We start from the raw sequence: 21,934 nt of genomic DNA on the forward strand, positions 1-21,934 counted from the left end.
CTGGTTGGGGGGGGGGGTGGTTCGCCCCCCGAGTGGGCGCAGGCGGTGGCGGGGACCTGGGGGCGGACCCCCGGGCCGGGCCCCGCCGCAGGGGTCGTCTCAGCGGAACAGCATGGACGCGTCCCCGACCGGGGTGTTGACGGAGCCCGGGCACAGGAAGCTGCCCGAGGTCTTGGTGGCGGTGAAGGCGCGGTTGACGTACTTCCGGCTCGTCCCGTCGCGGTCCCACACGATGTTCGTGGCCTTGTAGCGGCAGGAGATGAAGCTCTGCCTGCCGGTGATGTCGATCAGGTCGGTCCGCGCCGTGCCGGCGGTGTCGTCGAAGGTGAAGGCGGGGTTGTTGTTGAGGGAGGCGGCGATGCCGCCGCCGCAGGCCAGGTTGCCTCCCGGCGCGTTGATCGTGGTGCGGTCGACGGTGAGGGCGGCCGGGGCGGCGGCGCTGGTGCTCGCGTTGGTCCAGTTGCAGCTGTTGCCGGCGACGACGATCACGCCGTCGACCTTCTGATCGGCGGCCGAGGCGCCGGGGGTGTGCGCGAGGGCGGTGCCGGTGCCGGCGAAGGCCGCGGCGACGACGAGCGTCGCGATCCCGGCGATGCGTGAGATGCGGGTGCCGTGCTTGATGGGCGTGGTGTGCCTCATGTTCGCTCCTCCATGCCACGTACTGGTGGGGGTGGGCGAGGCGCTGGGCCTCTCAGAGGGTGCGGAGTGCGTGCCCGGAGAGTCCCACAGCCACCTTGAACTGTCAGGAGCATGTCACTGCGATACCAGTATTTGGCTGGAAACTACCCGTCGGTACGAGATGGCCGCGCGGCGCGCCGACGGGCCCGCGGGTGCGTCAGGAGGCGGGCGAGACCGTGGAGGTCTTGCGCAGGACGCCTATCTTGTCGATGCGGTGCTCGGGGTTGCCCTGGGCGTCGCTCCAGAAGTTGCCCTCCGCGTGATCCTCGGGCGTGGCGCAGGTCGAGATCGTGATCATGGCCTGGGTGGGGGCCGCACCGGGCGTGCCGGGGACGGCCGCGCGCTGTTCGCCGAGCGAGCGCTCCGACCGGAAGGACGTCTTGCGGGTCGCGACGATCTCGTAGGTGTACTCCACCTTCCCGAGGGTCACGAGGACCGTGTCGCCCTTGTCCACGGAGGGCAGGTCGCGCAGCGGACCGCCCGCCGAGAGCCGGTGCGCGGTGATCAGGAAGTTGCCCACCTGACCGGGTCCGACGCCGCCCAGCCTTCCGTACGGGCTGGCCGCCACGCCGAGGTCCTGGATGCGGGTCCCCGGTACGTCGTCGGTCGTGCCCTCGTACGGCATCACGCGCAGTCCCGAGATGCCCACCGAGGGGATGGACAGCGTCGAGGCCTGGGTCGGGACGCCGGCGCCCGGGCCCGGGCCCGGGCCCACGGGCTGAGACACGGACGGAACGACGACGGCCGGGGTGACGGCCGGGGTGACCGCGGGGGACGCTCCGGGCGCGGACGAGTACGCCGCGGAGTCCTCGGGCGGGGCAGCCGCGGCCGAGGCGGGTACCGCGGGCGTCTGCGGGCGCGCCGCGGTACCGGCGGCGACGGAGGGCGCGCACGCCGCGATGAGGACGGCCACGGCGCCGGTCAGTACGGCGGGGACGGCACGGGAAGGGAACGGCAGGGTCATGGGCGCATCCGTGTCGGTCGGTCGTCCGGGTCGTGCGGCAGGCGGGTGACCCGGTTCAGCGGCCAGAGTGACATACGGAGCAAGAGGTCCATAAGGGTCCCGGTCTGTGACCTCCCTCCCCCTCGCCGACCGGACCGTGATCAGCCACGGCGTTGACGCGGCGGCTGGAGCCGGCGGCTCGCCGCGTTGCGGACGCGACGGGTGCGCCCGCGCTCGGCGAGCACGGTGAGGGCCTCGGGTGAGGTGACGGCCTGCGCGGCCGCGGCCGTGCGCTGGAACCAGTCGGACGCGTCCGTGACCTCATCGGCCGTCCACGGCTCGTCCAGGGCGATCGCCCTGAGGAGGATCCACTCGCGCAGGCGGCGGGACAGGAAGGCCCGGTCCCCGATGACCGCGGCCGTCATTCGGGCCCAGTCGGGGAAGTGGGCGTCGGTCAGCAACTGGGCGGCCCGGCGCTCCAGGTGGCGGTTCACCGCGGACTCCGCCATCGACGCGCAGTCGTCGCGCAGGACGGCCGCCAGCAGGCCGGCCTCCTCCGCCTCCGGGACGCCTTCCAGGAGTTCCAGGTAGCGGGCGTAGCGACGGTGCTCAGGGGGTTCGTCGTCGGCCTCGGGTTCGGTCATACGGGCATTCCATCGTTTCGCGCGATCATCCGGTACCGATATTCCGTGTCGTGCCGTCGGTCGAGGTAGGAGACTCGCCTCATGGTGGACATGCGCATGTTCCGGGACGAGGTCAGCGGCTGGGCGGCGGGGGGCGGCTCCGGCGGGCCGGCGAGCGATCTGGCCGTGCGACTGGGGGTGCGGACGGCGGTGCTGCTGGAAGGGCCCAGTGACCTCGCGGCCGTTGAGGCCCTGGCCGCGCGGCGTGGCCGGGACCTGGCCGCCGAGGGGGTGTGCGCCGTGCCGATGGGCGGGGCGATGAGCGTCGCCCGATACGCGGGCCTGCTCGGACCACCGGGCCTCGGCCTGCGTCTGGCAGGCCTGTGCGACGTGGGCGAGCAGGGCTTCTTCGACCGCGGCCTGACGCGTGCGCGGGCGCCGCGCCGGGAGATCTTCGTGTGCGTGGCGGACCTGGAGGACGAGCTCATCCGGGCGCTGGGCACGCCGAAGGTCGAGGAGGTCGTCGAGACGGAGGGAGACCTCCGCTCCTGGCAGACCTTCGTGCGTCAGCCCGCGCAGCACGGCCGGTCACGGCAGCAGCAGTTGCGGCGCTTCCTCGGGACGAAGAAGGGCCGCAAGATCCGCTACGGCCGGCTCCTCGTCGAGGCCCTGGACCTCGACGAGGTGCCGGCTCCGCTCGACGACCTCCTCGCGAGCCTGTGACCCGGTGCTCGTGCGCACCCCGCGTCGTCACTCCTGCCGCATGCTCGTGACCAGCTCGCGCGGCAGACCGTGGGCGTCGGGGAGGTAGGAGCACCAGCGGGGCGATCGCGAAGGGCACGCACTCCGCGATCACGAAAAGGACCTGGTGGTGACCGCCGGGTCCGGGTCCCGGGGGGGCGAGCGCAAGGGCGCTCTCATGAGTACGGCCTGCCCTGCCCGGACGCATGGCCGCCACCCGGCTGCCGGCAGCCGCCGGCCGGCTGCCCGGTCGCCCTCGGGCCGCAGGTACTCCGCGCCCACGCGGGCCGCGTCGCAGCCCGCAAGCGATTTCCGATGACCCGACCCCCGCACCGGCCGGTTCCAGCCAACCTGACCTCCCCCACGGTCCGGGAGCCCGGCGGCACCCGGACACGATCAGCGGCCGTGCCAAGGGGGCCGCCGCCGCGAGGTCGGCCAGATCCCGCTGCTCCGGCCGCCGGCCTGCGCTGTACTCACTCCCCCAGTTGCAGCGACCCCGCGACGGCCCCTCCGCACACCGCGGACCCGGGCCTCCTCGCCATGCGCGGGTACAGCCGAACTGGCCTCCACAGCAACCCGGTTGAAGGAGAAAGAGCATGTCCGAGCAGCAGGCCGAGGAAGACAAGACCGCCACCGCACCCGCTCCACCCGCCCCACCCGCGCCTCCGGAGTTCACGTACACCTGGGGCCAGCACAACGAGACCATGGAGGCGCTGTCGCTCGGCCAGATGGCCCGCCGCGTCCCCTCCGCCCTCCGGCAGACCGCGCGGCTCGCCCTCGCCGTCAACCGCACCGCCTTCCACGTCCTGGTCGCCGCCCAGATCCTCGGCGGGATCTGCACGGCGGCAGCGCTCGCCGCGATCTCCCAGGCGATGGTCCCGCTCCTGGCCGGTGAGGGCGTCCAGGAACGCATCTCGGCCGCCGCCTGGCCCCTGGTCGTCGCCGGTGCGATGACCGCCCTCGGCGCCCTGGCCTCCATCGCCTCCGGCAGCGCGGCCCGCCGCCTCAACCCCGGCATGGCCACCCTCGCCGACCTCGCCATGGTCGACGCCCACATGGACGTGGAGCTCGCAGCCTACGACGCCCCCGACTTCACCGAGCGCTCGGAGGCCGCCGAGACCGGCTCCGCCCGCTCCTCCATGCTCCTCCAGGACGCCCTCGGCTTCACCGGCGGCGTGATCGACATGGTCGCGGTCGCGTCGGTCCTGGCCGTGGTCCACCCCGTTCTGCTGCCGCTGCTCCTGCTGTCGGTGGTTCCCCGCGGCCTCGGCTCCGTGTACGCCGCCCGCCTCGACTACCGCCTCCACAACCAGACGATCGCCTCCCGGAACATCAAGCACATGATGCGCTGGCACCTGACCACCCCGAAGCTCGCCGACGAGCTGCGCGGCAACGGCATGCGGCCGTACGCCCACCACTGGTACGCGGCCGTCTGCGAGCGCATCGACTCCAGGATGGTCAGCTCCGCACCCCGCTACCTCGTCGTCCACCTGATCGCCGCCACCGCGTCCGGGGTCTTCGTCGTGGCGACGTACGGGGCGCTCGCCGGGCTCGTCATCGGCGGCTACATGGTCATCGCCGCCGCCGGCACGGCCATCCTGGCCATGCGCACCTCCACCGCCGCCCTGTCACAGCTCGTCGTCTACGGGGCGGCCATGTTCCAGCACGCGCTCTACCTCGGCGACTACACCACCTTCGTCAAGGAGGCCGCCGAGAAGTCCGGCCCGCGCGGTCCGCAGGTGATGGAGAGCGCCCCGGAGAAGATCCGGCTGGAGGAGGCCTCGTACACCTACCCCGGCAAGGACGCCCCCGCCCTCGGCCCCGTCTCGCTGACGCTGGCCCGCGGTGAGGTCGTCGCCGTCATCGGCGAGAACGGCGCCGGCAAGTCCACCCTCATCCGCCTGCTGACCTCCCTGACCGCCCCGACCTCCGGCACCGTCTCCTGGGACGGCGTGCCCACGTCCGACGCGGATCAGCGCTCCGCCTGGTCGCACGTCGGCCTCGTCACCCAGTCCTACGGGTACTGGCCGTTCTCCGCGCGGGAGAACATCACCCTCGGCCGGCCGGACCCCCGCGGCGAGGAGGCCGTGTGGGAGGCGCTGGACGCCGTGGGCATGCGGACGACCGTCGAGGAGTTCCCCGACGGGCTGGACACGCTGCTGGCCCGCTCGGTCTGGGGCGGCCACGAACCCTCCGGCGGCCAGTGGCAGCGACTGGCCTGCGGTCGCGCCTTCCACCGCAAGCCGGGCCTGCTGGTCATGGACGAACCGACGAGCGCCATGGATCCCCGCGGGGAGCACATGGTCTTCTCCGGCCTGCGGGACATGAAGGAGGACCGGATCACGGTGATCGTCACGCACCGGATGGAGAACTGCCGCCTCGCCGACCGGATCGTCGTCCTCGACGGCGGCCGCATCGTGGAACAAGGCCCCTTCGACCAGCTCCTGTCCCTGAACGGCGGCCGGTTCCGCGAGCTGTACGAACTCTCCCAGGACCGCTGACGACATGAGGCGTTGCGGAGCCCACCCCCGGCTGTGCGCTCCGCAGCACCGCCCGCGCACCCGGCGGCGGGGCGGGGCCGGGCCCGGGTGCCGCGTACGCTCGAGGCCGTGTCAGCCTCCCGTCTCCACCGTGTCGCCGTCCTCGTCCTCGAGGGCGCCAAGCCGCTCGACGTCGGCATCCCCGCGCAGGTCTTCACGACCCGGGCGAGCATGCCGTACGAGGTGCGGGTGTGCGGGGCGGCGCCCGGGCTCGTGGCCGGCGGGGACGGTCTGGCGTACCACGTGACCCACGGGCTGGAGGCCCTCGCGTGGGCCGACATCGTGTTCGTCCCCGGCTACCGGTTCCCGGACCGCGACGATCCGCCGCGGGCCGTCATCGACGCGCTGATCGGCGCCCACGAGCGGGGCGCGCGGCTCGCCGCCATCTCGACGGGCGCGTTCGCGCTCGCCGCCACGGGCCTGCTCGACGGCAGACGCGCCACGACCCACTGGCACTACGCCCGGGCACTCGCGGCGAAACACCCGCTGGTCCGGGTCGACGAGAACGTGCTCTTCGTCGACGAGGGCAGGGTGCTGACCTCGGCCGGCGCCGCCTCCGGCATCGACCTGTGCCTGCACATCCTGCGGGGCGACATCGGCGTGGCCGCCTCCAACCACGCGGCCCGGCGCCTGGTCGCCGCCCCCTACCGCAGCGGCGGCCAGGCGCAGTACGTGCCGCGCAGCGTGCCCGAGCCGCTCGGCGAGCGGTTCGCCGCCACACGCGAGTGGGCGCTGCACCGGCTCGGCGAGCCCCTCACGCTCGAGGCACTGGCCCGGCACGCCGGGGTCTCGCCCCGCACGTTCTCGCGACGCTTCGCGGAGGACACCGGCTACACGCCGATGCAGTGGGTGATGCGCGCCCGTGTCGACGTGGCCCGTGAGCTGCTCGAACGCTCGCAGCGCGGCATCGAGCAGATCGCCGCCGACGTGGGCCTCGGCACCGGCGCGAACCTGCGCCTGCACTTCCAGCGGATCCTCGGCACCACCCCGACCGAGTACCGGCGCACCTTCACCCAGGGCTGACAGCGGATCGGCCGGCGATCGGCCCGCCACTCCTCCGTGGCGGGATCCTTTTGAACCATGGCGATCACGCCGCTGTCGCGGGCACGCGCCGGACGCGAACCTGATGGCGAACGAAAGGGACATCGCTCATGACTCGCATTGCCATCAACGGATTCGGCCGCATCGGGCGCAACGTGCTCCGCGCGCTCCTCGAACGCGACAGCGACCTCGAGGTCGTCGCCGTGAACGACCTGACGGAGCCCGCCACCCTCGCACGACTGCTCGCGTACGACACCACCGCCGGCCGGCTCGGCCGCCCGGTGACCGTCGACGGGGACGTCCTCGTCGTCGACGGTCACCGCATCAAGGTGCTCGCCGAGCGGGAGCCGGCGCAGCTGCCGTGGGCCGAGCTCGGTGTCGACATCGTGCTCGAGGCCACCGGCCGCTTCACCTCGGCCGAGGCCGCCCGCGCCCACGTCAAGGCGGGTGCGCGGAAGGTGCTCGTCAGCGCGCCGTCCGACGGCGCCGACGTCACCCTGGCGTACGGGGTCAACTCCGACACCTACGACCCGGCCCTGCACACCATCGTCTCGAACGCCTCGTGCACGACCAACGCGCTGGCTCCGCTGGCCGCCGTACTGGACGACCTGGCCGGCATCGAGCACGGCTTCATGACGACGGTGCACGCCTACACGCAGGAGCAGAACCTGCAGGACGGCCCGCACCGCGACCCGCGCCGTGCCCGTGCCGCCGGCGTCAACATCGTGCCGACCTCGACCGGAGCCGCGAAGGCGATCGGCCTGGTGCTGCCGCAGCTCGACGGCAAGCTGTCGGGCGACTCGATCCGCGTACCGGTCCCGGTGGGCTCGATCGTCGAGCTGAACACGACGGTGGCCCGTGACGTGACGCGCGAGGAGATCCTGGAGGCGTACCGCGCCGCCGCGGAGGGTCCGCTGGCGGGCGTGCTGGAGTACTCGGACGACCCGCTGGTGTCCTCCGACATCACGGGCAACCCCGCCTCGTCGATCTTCGACTCGGAGCTGACCCGCGTCGACGGCCGCCACGTCAAGGTGGTCGCCTGGTACGACAACGAGTGGGGCTTCTCGAACCGCGTGATCGACACCCTCACCCTCCTCGCGACCCGCTGAGCCGGCAGCGCACACCGGCGGATCTCCGGCCGGCCGCACGGGCCGGCCGGAGGGGCGTACGCGGCTAGCGGAGTGCCGTGAGTACGTCAAGCCACGGGTTTCAGGGACGTGACCGTGCGGGGCGGGGCGGGGCCTACTGGAGGTTCCCCCTCCACACCTCGAACCCGGGAGCATCCATGACCCACCTCTTCCGCACCCCGCGCTTCTTCGCCCTGGCCGCTTCGACCGCCGTGGTCGTGGGCGGCGCGCTGGTCCCGACCAGCGCGTTCGCCGCCGCCCCGGAGACCCCGCGGGCCGCCGTGGCCGATGACCGCGTCGTGGCCCCCGATGATCAGGGAGGCAGCGACAACAGTGGCAAGCACCTGCTCATCGGGCGCGCCGCGGAGTCCCTCTTCGGGTCCCGCCAGGGCGACGCCGGCACCGATACGGGCATCCGCATCGATCCGCCCCGGAGCCGTACCTGGTTCTGTATCACGGCGCCGTGCGACGACCCCTTGGCCAAGCCCGTCCCGAACGACGCGCCCCTCCCCGACGGCGTACGGCTTCCGGACGGACCCGTCCCGGGCGTGCCCGTCCCGTGGGAGTGCTTCTTCTCCGGGGGGGTACCGAACCCAAATCTGTGACGCGGGGCGTATTTTCGCCGGTGGTGGGGTCATCCCCCCCGTACGGTGGCGGCCCCTCGCCGCGTACGAGCGGCTAGAAGTCCCCGTACCGCAGGCGCCCCAGGGCCGTCATCGGGCGGTCATGGGCGGCGACCGGAGCCGGGAGGCAGGTGGAGCCGGTCAGGTAGCGGTCCACGGCCGCGGCCACCGCCCGGCCCTCGGCGATGGCCCACACCACCAGTGACTGGCCGCGGCCCGCGTCGCCGGCGACGAACACTCCCGGCGCCCTTCCGCCGCCCGCCGCGAAACCGGCGTCGCGCGCGAAGTTGCCGCGCTCGTCGAGTTCCAGCCCCAGCTGCTCGCGCAGGCCGCCGGCCCGCTCGGGGCCCGAGAAGCCGAGGGCCAGCAGCACCAGTCCGGTCGGTATGACGTGCTCGGAGCCGGCCAGGGGGCTGCGGGCCACCGGCTCGACGGCGGTCAGGTGCAGCGCCCGAACCCGGCCCGAGGCGTCCCCCTCGAAGCGCAGGGTGGCGGACGAGAACAGCCGGGGGTCGCGACCCTCGCACCCGCGGGCCTCCTCGTGGGCGTGGGAGATCCGGTAAGTCTTCGGGTACACCGGCCAGGGCTCGCCGTCGGTGCGGCCCGTGCCGGGTTCGGGGTTGATGTCGAGCTGGACCACGGAGATCGCGCCCTGCCGCAGGGCGGTACCGAGGCAGTCGGAGCCCGTGTCGCCGCCGCCCACGATGACGACGTGCCGGCCCTCGGCACTGACGGGCGAGACGGCGTAGTCGCCCTCCCGCACCCGGTTGGCGCAGGTCAGGTACTCCATGGCCTGGTGGATGCCGTGCAGGGCGCGGCCGGGGACCGGTAGTTCCCGGCGCTCTCCGGCGCCTATCGCGACGACGACGGCGTCGCACCGGCCGCGCAGCTCGGCGGCGCTGGTGCCGGCCGCCCCGCCGGTGCCCTCTGCCGCGCCGGCGCCCACCGCGTGACCCGCGGCGGGGCCCGCGGCGAGGCCGGCCGCGCCGCCGATGTCCGTGCCCGTGACGAACACCGTGCCCTCGGCCCGCATCTGCTCGATGCGGCGGTCCAGGTGGATCTTCTCCATCTTGAACTCGGGGATGCCGTAGCGCAGCAGTCCGCCGATCCGGTCGGCCCGTTCGTGGACCGTGACGGCGTGCCCGGCCCGGGTCAGCTGCTGCGCTGCCGCGAGTCCGGCCGGACCGGAGCCGATGACGGCCACCGTCTTGCCGCTGCGCCTCTCCGGCGGCCTCGGGGTGAGGTAGCCGCGCCGCAGGCCCTCGTCGGCGATCGCCTGCTCGACGTTCTTGATGGTCACCGGGTCCGCGTTGATCGTCAGGACGCAGGCGTCCTCACACGGGGCCGGGCAGAGCCTGCCGGTGACCTCCGGGAAGTTGTTGGTCGCGTGCAGCCGCTCGTACGCCGCGCGCCAGTCGCCGTGGGCGGCGTACGCGTTCCACTCGGGTATGAGGTTCCCCAGGGGGCAGCCGGTGTGGCAGAACGGAATGCCGCAGTCCATGCAGCGGTCGGCCTGCCGGGAGACGAGCGGCAGCAGCGCCTGGCCCGCGTGGACCTCGTGCCAGTCGCCCAGCCGTTCCTCGACGGGCCGGGCCGGAACGGCCTCGCGGGGGATCCTGAGGAAGCCGAACGGATCGGTCACGCGCCGCCTCCCTGGATCGTTCGCGGTGGGGCACGGCGCGGGCGGCGCACCATGCTCCTCGTACGCGCATTCTGTGGCGGTTCGACCAGATTACGCCGCCTTCGCGCCAGCGCTCCGGGTGAAGGAAATCCGGTGAACGGCCGGGCGCGGAAGGTGACGACCGACCCTTGCGCGACGGCGCGGGCGGGTAGCGTTGCGCGAGTGAGGGTGGGCACCCCGGACACCCGGCTGGCCTGCTGCGCGGGAACAGCGCCTCGGGCACATCGTCGGTCGCGGCCGGCTGCGCGCCGACCACTCGCGGCTCGACCCACGGCTACCACCTGGACGTGCCCTTCGAGGTGACGCTCGCCCGGCACGCGACCAAGCCGATCGGAGACGGTCATCGGCGCGGCGAGCGGACTCTACGACACCGTCGGACGCATCCTGCGCGACACCGGTCTTGCCGGTTTGCCCGCACCCGAAGAGTGACGGCGCGGGCGGGGCTGGTGGCGCGCGCCTCGACCCCGGCTCCGTGGCCGCCGGGGTCAGCCGCGCAGCAGGGCGCAGACGAAGTCCTCCTGGACCTTGCGGACGCGGGCGAGCAGGCCGGGGTTGTTGTCGAGGGACGTCTGCGTGCTGATCGAGAAGGTCAGTGAGCGCCGGCCGTCCGCCGTGGCCGCCGCCAGCTGCGTGTAACCGGGCGTGTTGCCGGTGTGGCCGTAGACCGTTCCACAGCGCGTGGTGTAGCGGTAGATGGCCAGGCCGGCCGCGGTGCGGCCGGGGCCGGGGGGCTGGGACAGCGCGCCGGGGATGAAGGTGAACTGCTGGCGGCGGGTGCGCTCCGAGACGAGCGAACCGCCCGCGTAGCCACGGATGAACGCGGTCAGGTCCTTCGGCGTCGAGACGATGCCTCCGGCCGCCCACGCCCCCGAGGCGCTGATGGCCTCACTGACGTCGACGGGGCCGGCCTGCGGGTCGATCTGGTAGCCGTGGAGGAAGGGCTCGGGCAGCCGGTACCCCTGGGGCAGGCTCGTCTCGTTCAGGCCCAGCGGCTCGTAGACGAGCTCGCGCAGCAGTGCCTCGTACCGGCGTCCGGTGGCGGCCTCGGCCATCAGGGCGATGGCGATGTTGTCGGAGTTGGAGTACTGGTAGCGGCTGCCCGGCGGGAACGCGAGGTCCTCGCCGGCGACGAAATCCAGCAGGCGCCGGGAGTCGAACCGGTGGCGGGGGTCCTCGGAGACGATGTCGATGAACCCGTCGGACTCCGAGTAGTCGGGCAAACCGCTGGTGTGGTTGAGCAGTTGACGCAATGTCACCTGATGCCACGCGGCCGGCTGGGCGGGCAGCACCTCGCCGATCGTGTCGTCCAGGTGCAGCCGGCCGCGGTCGACGAGCACCAGGGCCACCGCTCCGCTGAAGGCCTTGGCGACGCTGGCGATCCGCATGTGGTCGGTCGCCTTCGGCGGTCGGCCGCTCTCCACGTCGGCCACGCCCGCCCGGTGGACCTTCGTACGGTCTCCGTCGCGCAGGACGGCGATGACACCGGGAGGCCCGTCGGGGCGCGCCACGAGCTCCCGCAGTTCCCGGTCGAGGGAGGACGCGGGCGCCGGGGTGCGGTCGGCTCCGGCCTGCGCGGGCTGCACGGTGGCGCCGAGCAGGGCGCCGCACACGGCGGTGGCGGCGGCCAGGCGCAGTGACGGGCGGATCCGGCGGGGGCGGCCGTACGGGCGTGGGGACACGGAGGTACCTCCCGGGGACGACTGAGCGCGGTGGCCCACGATGACAGGAGCACCGGCGACGCCGGCGGCGACACGGCCGGGCAAGGGCCGGCGGTAGCCCATCCGGCCCTTGCGGGGGCCCGCGGCGCGCTCCTCGTGTCCGGCTGCGGCACCGGAGGCGAGACGCCCACCGCATCCGGGCAGCAACGACGGGGTCGTCGGCGGCGTCGCCGCTGTGCGAGACCGGGGCGGTCTCCACCGTGGCCGTGACGGATGCGGCTGCGGCTGCGGCTGCGACTGCGACGTGAGCCGGAGCGGGGCAGGGCCAGTGCGGCCAGGACGGCGGCCGGCAGGGCGGCCGTGCGGACGGAAAGGGCGAAGGACACCGGGTTCCCCTCGGTCGGGTGAAGGACAGGAGGAGGGTAGAGAGGCCCGGCGAGCGGGGCGTAACGGCAGTTGAACCGGCCGCGGCATGGGCGCCGAGCCGGACGGGCGCCGCGGAACGAACCTTCCGGCGCCTCCGGCTTGAGCGGTAACTATGCTGGCGGGGCCCCGGGCATCACCCCACCGCAAGGCCGCCCGGACCGGCAACGGCTCTTGCCGCACGCACGCCACCCACAGCCCGCAACCCGCAACCCGCCCGGAGCACCATGAGCGACCCGATCGGCATCCGCGCCACACTGCTCGTCCTGTACTCGCCCCGGCTCGAAGAGTGCCGGAGCTTCTACGAGGACCTGGGCCTGCGCTTCGCGAGCGAGCAGCACGGACGGGGCCCGCGCCACTACGCGGCCACGCTGGCGGACGGCGCGGTCTTGGAGATCTACCCCGCCCGCCCCGACCGCGAGACCGGTGCCCTTCGCCTGGGACTCACCCTCACCGGCGCCGCCGCGACCCCGCCTCTCACGCCCGGCCGCCACCTCCTCACGGACCCCGACGGCCGGACCCTCGACCTCCACGCGACCTGACCCGGACGCACGGGCGAGCCGGGCCGCGTAACTCGTGATCTTGTCCGGCGTTGGTCCCCCGGGGCCGTCCGGCCCCGGGGGACATCTGCCGACCGGGACCGTGCCACGCCACGGCCCGGGAAGAATGCGTGAGGTCGTCTGCCATGCACTCCATCACCAAGAAGATCGGCGCGGGCATCGCAACAGCCGCCGCGGCGCTCGGCTGCGTCATCGCCACTGGACCGTCCGCGGTGGCCGACGGCAAGTGGTGCAACCACTCCGTCTGCATCGAGACTTACGACACGGGCACCTATCTGGGCCGGGTGGAGGTGTCGGTCACCAACACGAACCAGCCGAACCGCATCCGCGCACGGGTGTGGAGCACCAACGGCTGGAGCGCCAACACCAAGGTCGAGGACGTGGCCAAGTTCAGGACCTACCGGGACCAGGCGTACCCACAGCGGCACTTCCCCGCGGGCACCCGGATCTGCGCGGAAGGCTTCCGCGGGAACGCCAGCGTCGGTCTGCCCTGCGTCACCCTCACCGGCTGACCGGCTCGGCGTCCTCGCCCGCGGCGGTGCCGACGACGCGGCCGTCGCGCAGTTCCACGACCCGGTCGGCGAGTTCGATCAGGTTCGGGTCGTGGGTAGCGACGAGGATGGTGACCGCCTCGCTGCGCACGACCGCACGCAGCAGTTCCATGATCGAGCGGCCCGTCTCCGAGTCGAGCTGGCCCGTGGGTTCGTCCGCGATGATCAGGTCGGGCTCGTTGGCCAGGGCGCGGGCCACCGCGACGCGCTGCTGCTGACCGCCGGAGAGCTCGCCCGGGCGCTGCTCGGCGTGGTCCGCGAGGCCGACCAGCGCGAGCAGGGTCCGGGCGCGCTCCTCGCGCTCCTTGGCGGGCATGCGGCGCAGTCGCATCGGGACGCCGACGTTCTCGGCGGCGGTGAGGACCGGGATCAGGCCGAAGGACTGGAAGACGAAACCGATGCGGTCGCGGCGCAGGGCGAGCAGGTCCGCCTCGCCAAGGGTCGCCAGGTCGGTGCCGTCGAGGGTGATCCGGCCGCCGGTGGGGGCGTCGAGGCCGCCGACGAGGTTGAGCAGGGTGGTCTTGCCCGAGCCCGACCGGCCCCTGAGAGCGGTGAGTTCGCCGCGGCGGACCTCGAAGGACACGCCGCGCAGGGCGTGGACGGCCTGCGGTCCGCTGCCGAAGCTGTGGTGCAGGTCGTCCACCACCACGATCGCAGGGGTGGTGCCTTCCCTGGCCGCCGGAACCGCCGCCGCCACCGGTTCCTGATGGTTGTCACTCATCGCCTGCACTCCCCCGTCGAGTTGCCCGCATCGTGCGCACCGTTCGTGTTGTCCGCGTTCTCTGCCTGGTCCGCATGGTCCGTGTGGTCCGTGTGGTCCGGTGGTCCGTGTGGAGTGCCCGGTCCGATGGCCCGCACCCGCTCCCGTTGCAGCTTTCTGATCGCATTTGCGCATCCGTCGCACCCATCACGCAAGCCCCTTCCCTCTCTGGCTCGAATCTGACAGCATCGTCCGCTATCCGGTACCGAAGGTCCGGACGGGGGAGGGAATTCAACACGTGCTCGGCTTCGTCGTGCGCCGGCTGCGCGGGCGATGGCCGCTCGCCGTCGCCGTACTGCTCACCGTACTGATCACCGCGACCGCTCTGACCGCGCTCACGGCATTCACCCGTGGCGTGGAGGAGGAAGGGCTCCGGCAGGCCCTGACCGGCTCGGAACGGGCCCGGACCACCGTCGTGGTCACCAGCGGCCATCCGGCCTCCTCCCGCGCCAAGGACGACGAGTCCCTCCGGGCCTACGCGGACGAGGTGTTCGGGCGGCTTCCGGTCACCGCCGAGAGCGTGGCCCGCAGTCGTTCCTACGGACTCCCCGGCGCGGCCGCTTCGGGCCACGACGCCGACCTGACCCTGCTCGCCGCACTCGGCCGGGAGCACGTACAGCTGCTCGCCGGCCAGTGGCCCGCACCGGTCACCGCAACCGGGACCGGCACTCCGGCCTCACCGATGCAGGTGGCCGTGCCGCGCGCGGCGCTGGCCCGGCTCGGCCTGGCCGAGTCCGCGCTGCCCGCACCGGTCCGGCTGGACGACCGCTTCGACGGCGCCGCGCTGACCGTGCTGGTCACCGGCGTGTACCGGGCCTCCGATCCGGACGCCGGGTACTGGCGGCTCGACCCGCTCGGCGGCCGGGAGATCCAGTCCGGCTCCCTCGCCACCTACGGCCCGCTCCTGGTGGACGACAGCGCCTTCACGACCGGCGGCCTCCTGCAGAACTACCGCCTCACGCTGCTGACCCCGGACCTGCGCACGGTCCGCACCCCCGAGGCCGAGGCCGTCCGGTCCGCGGCGAAGCCCGCCGGGGACGCCCTCGAACGCACCACTTCCCTCCGGGCCGCCACCGAACTGCCGAAACTCCTCTCCGAGTTGGACTCCGGCATGCTCGTCGCCCGGTCCACCCTGATGGTGGGAGCCCTCCAGCTCGCCGTCCTCTCCGCCGCCGCCCTGCTCCTCGTCTCCCACATCCTGACCGTGCGCCAGGAACCGGAGGGCGTCCTGCTCACCGCGCGCGGCGCCTCCCGCCGCCGCCTCGGCGCGCTCGGCGCGGCCGAGTCGCTGCTGCTCGCCCTGCCGGCCGCCGTCCTGGCACCGCTGCTCACCCCGCCCCTGCTGCGCCTGTTCGGCCGGTTCGGACCGCTCGGGAAGGTCCACCTGGAGATCCGGGACACCTGGCTGGTCTGGCCGGTCGCCGCCGGCTGCGCCCTCGCCTGCGTCCTGCTGACGACGCTGCCCTCCGTCCTGCGCGGCGCCTCGGCCGCCGTCCTGCGCCGCGCCGGCGGCAGGCAGGCACTGGTGGCGGGCGCCGCCCGCTCCGGCCTGGACCTGGCCGTGATCGTCCTCGCGGTCCTCGGCTACCAGCAGCTGTCGCGGTACGGCGGTACGGACTCCCAGGGGCCCGACGCCCCCGCCGACGGCGGGCTCGGCATCGACCCGGTCCTGGTCGCCGCCCCGACCCTGGCCCTGTGCGGGGGCACCCTGCTGGTCCTGCGGCTGCTGCCGTTCGCGGCGCGGGCCGGCGGACGGCTGGCCGCGCGCGGCCGGGGCCTCGGCCCGGCCCTGTTCGGCTGGCAGATCGCGCGACGGCCCGGCCGGAGCACCGGGCCCGTGCTGCTGCTCGTCCTCGCCGTCTCCAGCGGGATCCTGGCCCTCGGCCAGCACACCGCCTGGTCCGAGTCCCAGCGCGACCAGGCCGACTTCATGACCGCCGGCGGCCTGCGGATCTCCGGGAGCAGCATGCCCCCGATGGGACAGGGCGGACGCTACGCGGCACTGCCGGGCTCGGACCGTCTGATTCCGGTGGCCCGCCAGGCGCAGCCGCTGCCCGGCGGGGGCACCACCGACGTCCTCGCGGTGGACGCCGCCAAGGTGGCCGAAGCCGTACCGCTGCGCGCGGACCTGCGCGGCGGCCACGGAATGCGGGAACTGTTCGCCCCGCTCGCCGCGCAGGGCCCGGACACCCTGCCGGGGTCCACGGCCACCGGCGCGGCCGGAGCCGCGCCCGGGCAGGCTCCCGGTGTCGCCCTGCCGGGTTCTCCCCGCCGGATCGAGCTCGGCGTGACGGTACGGTCCGCCGGTACGAGCTGGGCGGCCGTGAGCCTGCTGCTGCGCGACCGGTTCGGGGCGACCCACGGGACGCCCTCGGTCACGCTGCCCACCAGCGGCGACGCCACGCTCACCTTCCCCCTGGACTCCCTGACCGGTGCCCCGGTCGGTTCGGCCGCGGCCCCGCTGACCCTGGCGGGGATACGCCTCTCGTACGCGGGGGACGAGGGCCCCGCGGGCGACGGCAGCGAACTGACCCTGCGCCGCATCGGCGTCTGCGACACCGCGGACGGCGCGGCGACGGCGGTCGACGCGCCCGGACCCTCGGCCACGGGCGGCTGGCGGTCCGCTCCCCCGCAGGGACCGCGCAACCTACGGGCCCCCGCGCTCTCCCCGCTTCCGGCCGGTTCCACGGACCACCTGCAGGTCCGGTTCTGGGGTGGGGCCGGCACCGAGAAGGGTGTCAGCGCCGTGCTCTTCCCGGCGTCCACCTCCCCCGCCCCCGCCGCGGTCCCGGCGGTCGCCACCACCGGCTACCTGCGGTCCATCAGTGCCTCCGTGGGGGCGACCGTCCCCGTCACGCTCGACGGGGCGACCGTCCCGATGCGGATCACCGCCGCCGTCGACTCCCTCCCGGTGGCCGGACGGTCGGGGCTCGCCGTCGACCTGCGCACGCTCGGCCGGTTCCTGGTCGAGTCCGCCGGCCGGCAGCCGGCCCCGCCCACCGAGTGGTGGCTGCCCGCCGCATCGGCCGCCGATCCGGTCCCGGCCCGCGCGGCTACCGCGCTGCGCGAAGGGTCCAGGACCGAGCGCGTCGAGCTGCGTGAGGACATCACCGCGCGCCTGCTGGAGGACCCGCTGAGCGCCGGCCCGCAGAGTGCGCTGGCCGCCCTCGCCGCCGCGTGCGCGGTCCTGGCGGCCATCGGCTTCGCGACGTCCACCGCCGCCGAACGACGTGTGCGCGGACGGGAGTTCTCGGTGCTGCTCGCGCTCGGCACCCCGCGCCGGTCGCTGGCCCTGGCATCCGCAGCCGAAGGCGGGGTGCTGATCGTCATCGGGACCGCCGTCGGGACCGGACTGGGGGTCGCCCTCGTGCATCTGATGGCGCCCCTGGTCGTGCTGACACCCGCCGCCGGACGGCCGTTCCCGCCCGTACGGGTGGACCTGCCGTTCTGGCAGACCCTGCTCACGGCCGCCGCCATCGCCGCCGTTCCCCTGCTGTCGGCCCTGCTCAGCGGCCCCCGGGGCCGCGACATCGCCGGCCGGCTGCGTCCCGTGGAGGAGATGTGACCACCCCGCCCCCGTCCGCCCCCGCCCCGCGGTCCGGGCCACGGCCCGCGCCCTGGGTCAGGACCCGGTTGCGGGCGACTCCCCTGGGCACCCTGCTCGCCGCCGCGCTGGCGTTCGTCGCCGTCCTGCTGGCCGCCGCGCTGCCGCGGGCCCAGGACCGGGGCGCCGACCAGGCCCTGAGGTCCTTCCTGGAGCACAGCGGGCAGACCAACACCAGCCTGCAGGTGACCGCGCCGGCCCCGGTGGGCGGCCAGAGCGCCGAAGCCCTCGACGCGACGCTGAAGAGCCTCCTGTCCCACACCGGAGACACCTTCCACGTCGACCCGGACGCGGTGGTCCACGGCACGCGGACCACCAAGCGGCAGCCGCTGCTGAATCCGGAACTGTCCCGCCCGTCCGGATTCCCGCCCGCGATGTCCCTGCTGTACGTCCCACAGGCCCCGGCCCACGTGAAGCTGGTGGAGGGGCGCTGGCCGAGCGACACCCGCCCGCCCACCGGCGCGCCCGAGGGCGCCACCGCGTACGATCCGCCGCTGCAGGTCGCCCTCTCGCAGCGGGCCGCCGAGACCCTCGGAGCGCGCCTCGGATCCGTCCTGAGGAGCACGCCCCTGGTCAACGGCACGCCGTCCGTGGAGGTCGTCGGCCTCTACGCGGTCCCCGACCCGGCCGAGGACCTCTGGGTCGGCCTCGACTGCCTCCCACGCGCCTGTGAGCATTACAACGGGGAGAACCTCTCCTGGCACGTCGACGCCCTGATCGGCGCCGGGGACCTCGGTCGGATGGACACCTGGGGCGACACCGCCGAGGACTTCTGGCGGCTACCGGTGGACGTCGGCCGTCTGCGGGCGGACCGCCTCGACGCCACGACGAAGGAGATCGCCTCGTACGTGGCCGGGCCCACCGCCGCCTCCCTCACCCGGGAGACCGCCCGCCAGCGGCTGCGGACCACCTCGTGGCTGCCCGAACTGTTCAAACAGGCCCACGACCGCAGGCAGGCCGCGGCTCCGCTCGCCCTGATCGGACCCGCCGGGGTCGGCGGGGTCGCGTTCGTTGTCCTGTGCCTGGCCGGAGCGCTCGCCGGGGACCGCCGGGACGCCGAGCTGCGCCTGCTGCTGGCGCGCGGCGGCTCGCGCGCCGGCATCGTCGGCCGGCTCCTCGGGGAGGGCGCGGTCACGGTGCTCCCGGCGGCCGCGACCGCCACCGCGCTGGCCGTACTCCTGCTGCCCACGCCCCGGCTCGCGCCCGCGCTGCTCTCGGCCGCGGTGGTCGCCCTGCTCGCACTCCTTGCCTTCCCCGTACGGGCTGCCGTACTGCTGGCCCCGGCGCGTCCGGCCGGGCGGTGGCGCAGGCCCGTGGCCGAACTGCTCGTCCTCGTCGCCACGGCCGCCGCCGTACTGGAGGTCCGCCGGCGCGGGGTCGCCCCGGCCGGCAGCGACCCGGACCCGCTGCTGATCGCGGCTCCGCTGCTGCTCGCACTGTGCGGGGGACTGCTGCTGGCCCGGCTCCAGCCGGTCCTGACCGGCTGGCTCGCACGGGCGGCCGGCCGCCGCTCCGGGCTGGTCGGCTTCCTCGGGCTCGCGCGGGCCGCCCGCGGTTCGGGGGCCGCCGGCAGGCAGGCCCGCGGCCGCGGCGGCCCCTCCGTCCTGCCGATGATCGCCCTGCTCCTCGCCATCACCACCGGGGGATTCGGCGCCGCCGTCCTGCACTCGGTGGACGCGAGCCGGCTGGGGGTCGCCCGGCTGGCGGTCGGGGGCGACGCGGCGATCACCGCGTTCGGGAAGGCCTCGCTCCCGGCCGGTCTCGCGAAGGCCGCGGGCGAACTGCCCGGCGTACGGACGTCCGTGCCGCTGTGGATCGACCACGACTCCTCGGTCGTCGGCACCACCCAGCGCTCCACCCAGGTCTCCGTGATCGTCGTCGAACCGGGCGCCTACGCGGAGCTGTCACGCGCCCTCGGCTGCGGCTCCTTCGACCCCGCCCTGCTGACCGCGGGCGCCGGGCAGCCCGCGGACGCGCCCGTGCCCGCGCTGTTCAGCGCCGGCCTGGCACGGCTGGCCGGTCCGGGCACGTACACGCTGCGGCCCGGCAACGGCGGAGAGCTGCGGGCACGGGTCGCCGGCGTCATCGACTGCACCCCGGCGCGGCCGGCCCGGGACGCCGCGACCGTCGTGCTGCCGGCGGGTCCGGCGGCGGCCGTCATCGGCGCCGACCAGCCGAACCAGTGGCTGGCCCTCGGTTCCGTCGACGGCGACCGGCTGCGCGCGCTGGTCCGGGCCGCGCTCCCGCCCGCTTCGTCGGCTCAGGCCCCTTCCCCGTCGCCGTCCGCGCCTCCGGTTCTCGCCGCGGGTCAGGGTCCGGCCGCCCCGGCGCACCCCGCCGACGACGTGTATCCCGTACGCACCGGTGCGGAGGCCGTCGCCGAGCTGGGCGCCGAACCGCTGCAGCGGTCGGCCGAGCGCCTCTTCTGGGCCTCCGTGGCCGGAGCGGCCGGCTTCGCCCTGCTGGCCGTTCTGCTGACGCTGATGCGGACCGTTCCCGAACGGGCGGCGCTGCTGGCCCGGCTGCGCACCATGGGACTGCGCCGCCGCCAGGGTGTGGCGCTGATCCTCGCCGAGACCCTGCCGCAGACCCTGGCCGCGACACTGGGCGGGGCCCTGGTGGCGGCGGCCGCGGTGGCGTTGCTGGGCCCGGCGATGGACCTGTCCACGCTGGTCGGCGCGAGCGTGCCGACCGGGGTACGGCTCACCGCGGGGCCCGTACTGACGCAGGCCCTGGGCCTGGCCGCCCTGGTCGCCGCGGCCGTGCTCGTCGAGGCGGCGACATCCGGGCGACGGCAGATCACCACCGAGTTGAGAGCGGGAGACCAGCGTTGAACACCGAGCAGCCGACGTACGAGGAGCTGCGCCGCCGGGCGACGGCCGCCGCGGAGCCCCGCACCCCGGCGGTGGACGCGGCGATCGCCTGCGACCGTCTGGTCCGGATCTTCAGCACGGACGGCATCGAGGTGCAGGCCCTGCAGGGGCTGGAGCTGACGGTCGCCCAGGGCGACCTGGTGGCGCTCGTGGGCGCCTCGGGCAGCGGCAAGTCCACCCTCCTGAACATCCTGGCGGGCCTGGACGTCCCGACGGCGGGCAGCGCCGCGGTCGCCGGCTACGACCTGCTGGAACTCTCGGCCGGGGACCGGCTGCGCTACCGGCGCGAAGCGGTCGGGTTCGTCTTCCAGCAGACGGCCCGCAACCTGCTGCCATTTCTGACGGCCGCTCAGAACGTCGCTCTGCCGATGCAGTTGAAGGGCGGCGGCGGCCGGCGTGGTGCGAGCGGCCGGCGCGCCGCCCGGGTCGCGGAGATCCTCGACGCCCTCGGCATCGGCGAACTGGCGCACCGGCGCCCGGCGGAGCTGTCCGGCGGCCAGCAGCAGCGCGTCGCGATCGCCGTGGCGATGGCGAACGACCCCAGGGTGCTGCTGGCCGACGAACCCACGGGCGAACTCGACTCGGAGACGGCGGCGGCCGTCTTCGACACCTTCCGCACGGTGAACAAGGAACTGGGGGTGACGGTGGTCATCGTGACGCACGACCCCATGGTGGCGGGCGAGGTCCGGCGCACCGTGGCGATCCGCGACGGCCGCACCAGCAGCGAGGTCCTGCGCCGCCTGGTCACCGACGAGCACGGCGAGGAGTCGATCAGCGAACGCGAGTACGTCGTCCTCGACCGCTCCGGCCGCGTCCAGCTGCCCCCGAAGTTCCTGGAGGCCCTGGGCATGGAACACCGCGTGGCGGTCGACCTGGCCCCGGACCACATCGAGCTCCGCCCCGACCGCAGTTAGCGATCACGGGAGCGTCAGGGGGCGAGGCCCTCGACGAGCTCGGCACCGGGGAGTTCCGCGAACAGCTTCCCGGGCGCGATCAGCTTGCCGCGGCGGCGTCCGCTGCCGACGAGTACGTACGGCATGTCGGCGACCGCGGGGTCCACCAGGAGCGGCCAGCCGTCCGGCAGACCCAGCGGCGTGATGCCGCCGTACTCCATGCCCGTCAGTTCGACGGCCGTCTCCATCGGTGCGAAGGACACCTTGCGCGCGCCCAGGTGACGCCGGACCGCGCCGTTCACGTCGGCCCGGCCGACGGAGGGCACGAGGCAGGCCGCGAGGGTGGTCGCGCCACCGCGCTTGGCGGCGACCACCACGCAGTTCGCCGACTGGCCGAGCAGCTCGTGCCCGTAGTGCGCGACGAAGGCGCCGGTGTCGGCGATGGCGGGGTCGGTGTCCACGTACAGGATCTGCTCGGCGGGGACGTGCCCGGCCCAGCCCCGTACGGCTTCGGCCACGGGCGGGACGAGTTCCTCAAGGCAGTCGGGAGCCGGCACCGCGTTGTCGAAGGGCCCGATGGGAGCGCGCATGACCGCACGCTAACACCCGACGGCG

The 21,934-nt window shown here is 74.2% G+C and carries 17 protein-coding genes; 10 read left to right on the forward strand and 7 right to left on the reverse strand.

What is annotated here, in order from left to right:
- Window positions 1-99: 99 nt before the first annotated feature.
- From ACZ4VT_RS17855 to ACZ4VT_RS17865, 3 genes are all read right to left on the reverse strand, one after another.
- Window positions 100-639, reverse strand: a complete 540-nt coding sequence (locus tag ACZ4VT_RS17855) for a hypothetical protein (protein WP_467950654.1) — start codon at window positions 637-639, stop codon at window positions 100-102.
- A 196-nt stretch (window positions 640-835) separates the two neighbouring features.
- On the reverse strand, window positions 836-1,642 hold the full coding sequence (locus ACZ4VT_RS17860) for a class E sortase (RefSeq protein WP_467950656.1): 807 nt from the start codon (window positions 1,640-1,642) through the stop codon (window positions 836-838).
- Window positions 1,643-1,782: 140 nt separating this feature from the next.
- Window positions 1,783-2,265 carry a hypothetical protein gene (locus tag ACZ4VT_RS17865; RefSeq protein ID WP_467950658.1) on the reverse strand — a complete coding sequence of 161 codons (483 nt, stop codon included), beginning with the start codon at window positions 2,263-2,265 and terminating at the stop codon, window positions 1,783-1,785.
- 81 nt (window positions 2,266-2,346) lie between these two features.
- Here ACZ4VT_RS17865 and ACZ4VT_RS17870 point away from each other — a divergent pair, with 81 nt between their 5' ends.
- From ACZ4VT_RS17870 to ACZ4VT_RS17890, 5 genes are all read left to right on the forward strand, one after another.
- Window positions 2,347-2,967 (forward strand): TOPRIM nucleotidyl transferase/hydrolase domain-containing protein, encoded by a 621-nt coding sequence (locus ACZ4VT_RS17870; RefSeq protein WP_467950660.1) that lies wholly within the window; start codon window positions 2,347-2,349, stop codon window positions 2,965-2,967.
- 614 nt (window positions 2,968-3,581) lie between these two features.
- Window positions 3,582-5,486, forward strand: a complete 1,905-nt coding sequence (locus tag ACZ4VT_RS17875) for an ATP-binding cassette domain-containing protein (protein WP_467950661.1) — start codon at window positions 3,582-3,584, stop codon at window positions 5,484-5,486.
- 108 nt (window positions 5,487-5,594) lie between these two features.
- Entirely contained in the window at window positions 5,595-6,548 is a 954-nt protein-coding gene (locus ACZ4VT_RS17880) for a GlxA family transcriptional regulator (RefSeq protein ID WP_467950663.1), read from the forward strand.
- A gap of 128 nt (window positions 6,549-6,676) precedes the next feature.
- Window positions 6,677-7,675 carry a type I glyceraldehyde-3-phosphate dehydrogenase gene (gap, locus tag ACZ4VT_RS17885; RefSeq protein WP_467950665.1) on the forward strand — a complete coding sequence of 333 codons (999 nt, stop codon included), beginning with the start codon at window positions 6,677-6,679 and terminating at the stop codon, window positions 7,673-7,675.
- A 176-nt stretch (window positions 7,676-7,851) separates the two neighbouring features.
- Window positions 7,852-8,298, forward strand: a complete 447-nt coding sequence (locus tag ACZ4VT_RS17890) for a hypothetical protein (protein WP_467950667.1) — start codon at window positions 7,852-7,854, stop codon at window positions 8,296-8,298.
- Window positions 8,299-8,371: 73 nt separating this feature from the next.
- Here ACZ4VT_RS17890 and ACZ4VT_RS17895 read toward each other — a convergent pair whose 3' ends face one another.
- Both ACZ4VT_RS17895 and ACZ4VT_RS17900 read right to left on the reverse strand, forming a co-directional pair.
- Complete coding sequence (locus tag ACZ4VT_RS17895) at window positions 8,372-9,958, reverse strand: glutamate synthase subunit beta (RefSeq protein WP_467950669.1); 1,587 nt, start codon at window positions 9,956-9,958, stop codon at window positions 8,372-8,374.
- A gap of 524 nt (window positions 9,959-10,482) precedes the next feature.
- Complete coding sequence (locus ACZ4VT_RS17900; protein ID WP_467950671.1) at window positions 10,483-11,676, reverse strand: serine hydrolase domain-containing protein; 1,194 nt, start codon at window positions 11,674-11,676, stop codon at window positions 10,483-10,485.
- Between the two features lie 629 nt (window positions 11,677-12,305).
- On the opposite strand from ACZ4VT_RS17900, the gene ACZ4VT_RS17905 reads away from it, so the two are divergent.
- Entirely contained in the window at window positions 12,306-12,620 is a 315-nt protein-coding gene (locus tag ACZ4VT_RS17905) for a VOC family protein (protein WP_467950673.1), read from the forward strand.
- Between the two features lie 143 nt (window positions 12,621-12,763).
- Window positions 12,764-13,150, forward strand: a complete 387-nt coding sequence (locus ACZ4VT_RS17910; protein ID WP_467950675.1) for a hypothetical protein — start codon at window positions 12,764-12,766, stop codon at window positions 13,148-13,150.
- On the opposite strand, the gene ACZ4VT_RS17915 is transcribed toward ACZ4VT_RS17910, so the two are convergent.
- The gene (locus tag ACZ4VT_RS17915) at window positions 13,140-13,910 is read right to left on the reverse strand and encodes an ABC transporter ATP-binding protein (RefSeq protein WP_467950678.1); all 771 of its coding nucleotides are present in this window, start codon (window positions 13,908-13,910) and stop codon (window positions 13,140-13,142) included. The two genes, ACZ4VT_RS17910 and ACZ4VT_RS17915, sit on opposite strands and share 11 nt — an antisense overlap.
- A 277-nt stretch (window positions 13,911-14,187) precedes the next feature.
- Between ACZ4VT_RS17915 and ACZ4VT_RS17920 the strand changes: the two genes are divergently transcribed.
- The 3 genes from ACZ4VT_RS17920 (at window position 14,188) to ACZ4VT_RS17930 (ending at window position 21,340) form a co-directional block, all read left to right on the forward strand.
- Window positions 14,188-17,514 carry an FtsX-like permease family protein gene (locus ACZ4VT_RS17920; protein WP_467950680.1) on the forward strand — a complete coding sequence of 1,109 codons (3,327 nt, stop codon included), beginning with the start codon at window positions 14,188-14,190 and terminating at the stop codon, window positions 17,512-17,514.
- 68 nt (window positions 17,515-17,582) lie between these two features.
- On the forward strand, window positions 17,583-20,387 hold the full coding sequence (locus ACZ4VT_RS17925; RefSeq protein WP_467950682.1) for a hypothetical protein: 2,805 nt from the start codon (window positions 17,583-17,585) through the stop codon (window positions 20,385-20,387).
- The gene (locus tag ACZ4VT_RS17930) at window positions 20,384-21,340 is read left to right on the forward strand and encodes an ABC transporter ATP-binding protein (RefSeq protein WP_467950686.1); all 957 of its coding nucleotides are present in this window, start codon (window positions 20,384-20,386) and stop codon (window positions 21,338-21,340) included. The genes ACZ4VT_RS17925 and ACZ4VT_RS17930 overlap by 4 nt, the downstream gene beginning before the upstream one ends.
- A 14-nt stretch (window positions 21,341-21,354) precedes the next feature.
- Here ACZ4VT_RS17930 and ACZ4VT_RS17935 read toward each other — a convergent pair whose 3' ends face one another.
- Window positions 21,355-21,909 carry a YbaK/EbsC family protein gene (locus tag ACZ4VT_RS17935; protein WP_467950689.1) on the reverse strand — a complete coding sequence of 185 codons (555 nt, stop codon included), beginning with the start codon at window positions 21,907-21,909 and terminating at the stop codon, window positions 21,355-21,357.
- Window positions 21,910-21,934: the final 25 nt, after the last annotated feature.

Source organism: Streptomyces sp. NPDC029164 (genome assembly GCF_055563995.1).

Excerpts from the sequence above, each read along its gene's own strand:
- ACZ4VT_RS17935 (WP_467950689.1), bottom strand. The coding sequence starts at position 21,909 with ATGCGCGCTCCCATCGGGCCCTTCGACAACGCGGTGCCGGCTCCCGAC.
- ACZ4VT_RS17865 (WP_467950658.1), bottom strand. The coding sequence starts at position 2,265 with ATGACCGAACCCGAGGCCGACGACGAACCCCCTGAGCACCGTCGCTAC.
- ACZ4VT_RS17875 (WP_467950661.1), top strand. The coding sequence starts at position 3,582 with ATGTCCGAGCAGCAGGCCGAGGAAGACAAGACCGCCACCGCACCCGCT.
- ACZ4VT_RS17855 (WP_467950654.1), bottom strand. The coding sequence starts at position 639 with ATGAGGCACACCACGCCCATCAAGCACGGCACCCGCATCTCACGCATC.
- ACZ4VT_RS17905 (WP_467950673.1), top strand. The coding sequence starts at position 12,306 with ATGAGCGACCCGATCGGCATCCGCGCCACACTGCTCGTCCTGTACTCG.
- ACZ4VT_RS17890 (WP_467950667.1), top strand. The coding sequence starts at position 7,852 with ATGACCCACCTCTTCCGCACCCCGCGCTTCTTCGCCCTGGCCGCTTCG.
- ACZ4VT_RS17915 (WP_467950678.1), bottom strand. The coding sequence starts at position 13,910 with ATGAGTGACAACCATCAGGAACCGGTGGCGGCGGCGGTTCCGGCGGCC.
- ACZ4VT_RS17870 (WP_467950660.1), top strand. The coding sequence starts at position 2,347 with ATGGTGGACATGCGCATGTTCCGGGACGAGGTCAGCGGCTGGGCGGCG.
- gap (WP_467950665.1), top strand. The coding sequence starts at position 6,677 with ATGACTCGCATTGCCATCAACGGATTCGGCCGCATCGGGCGCAACGTG.
- ACZ4VT_RS17860 (WP_467950656.1), bottom strand. The coding sequence starts at position 1,642 with ATGACCCTGCCGTTCCCTTCCCGTGCCGTCCCCGCCGTACTGACCGGC.
- ACZ4VT_RS17910 (WP_467950675.1), top strand. The coding sequence starts at position 12,764 with ATGCACTCCATCACCAAGAAGATCGGCGCGGGCATCGCAACAGCCGCC.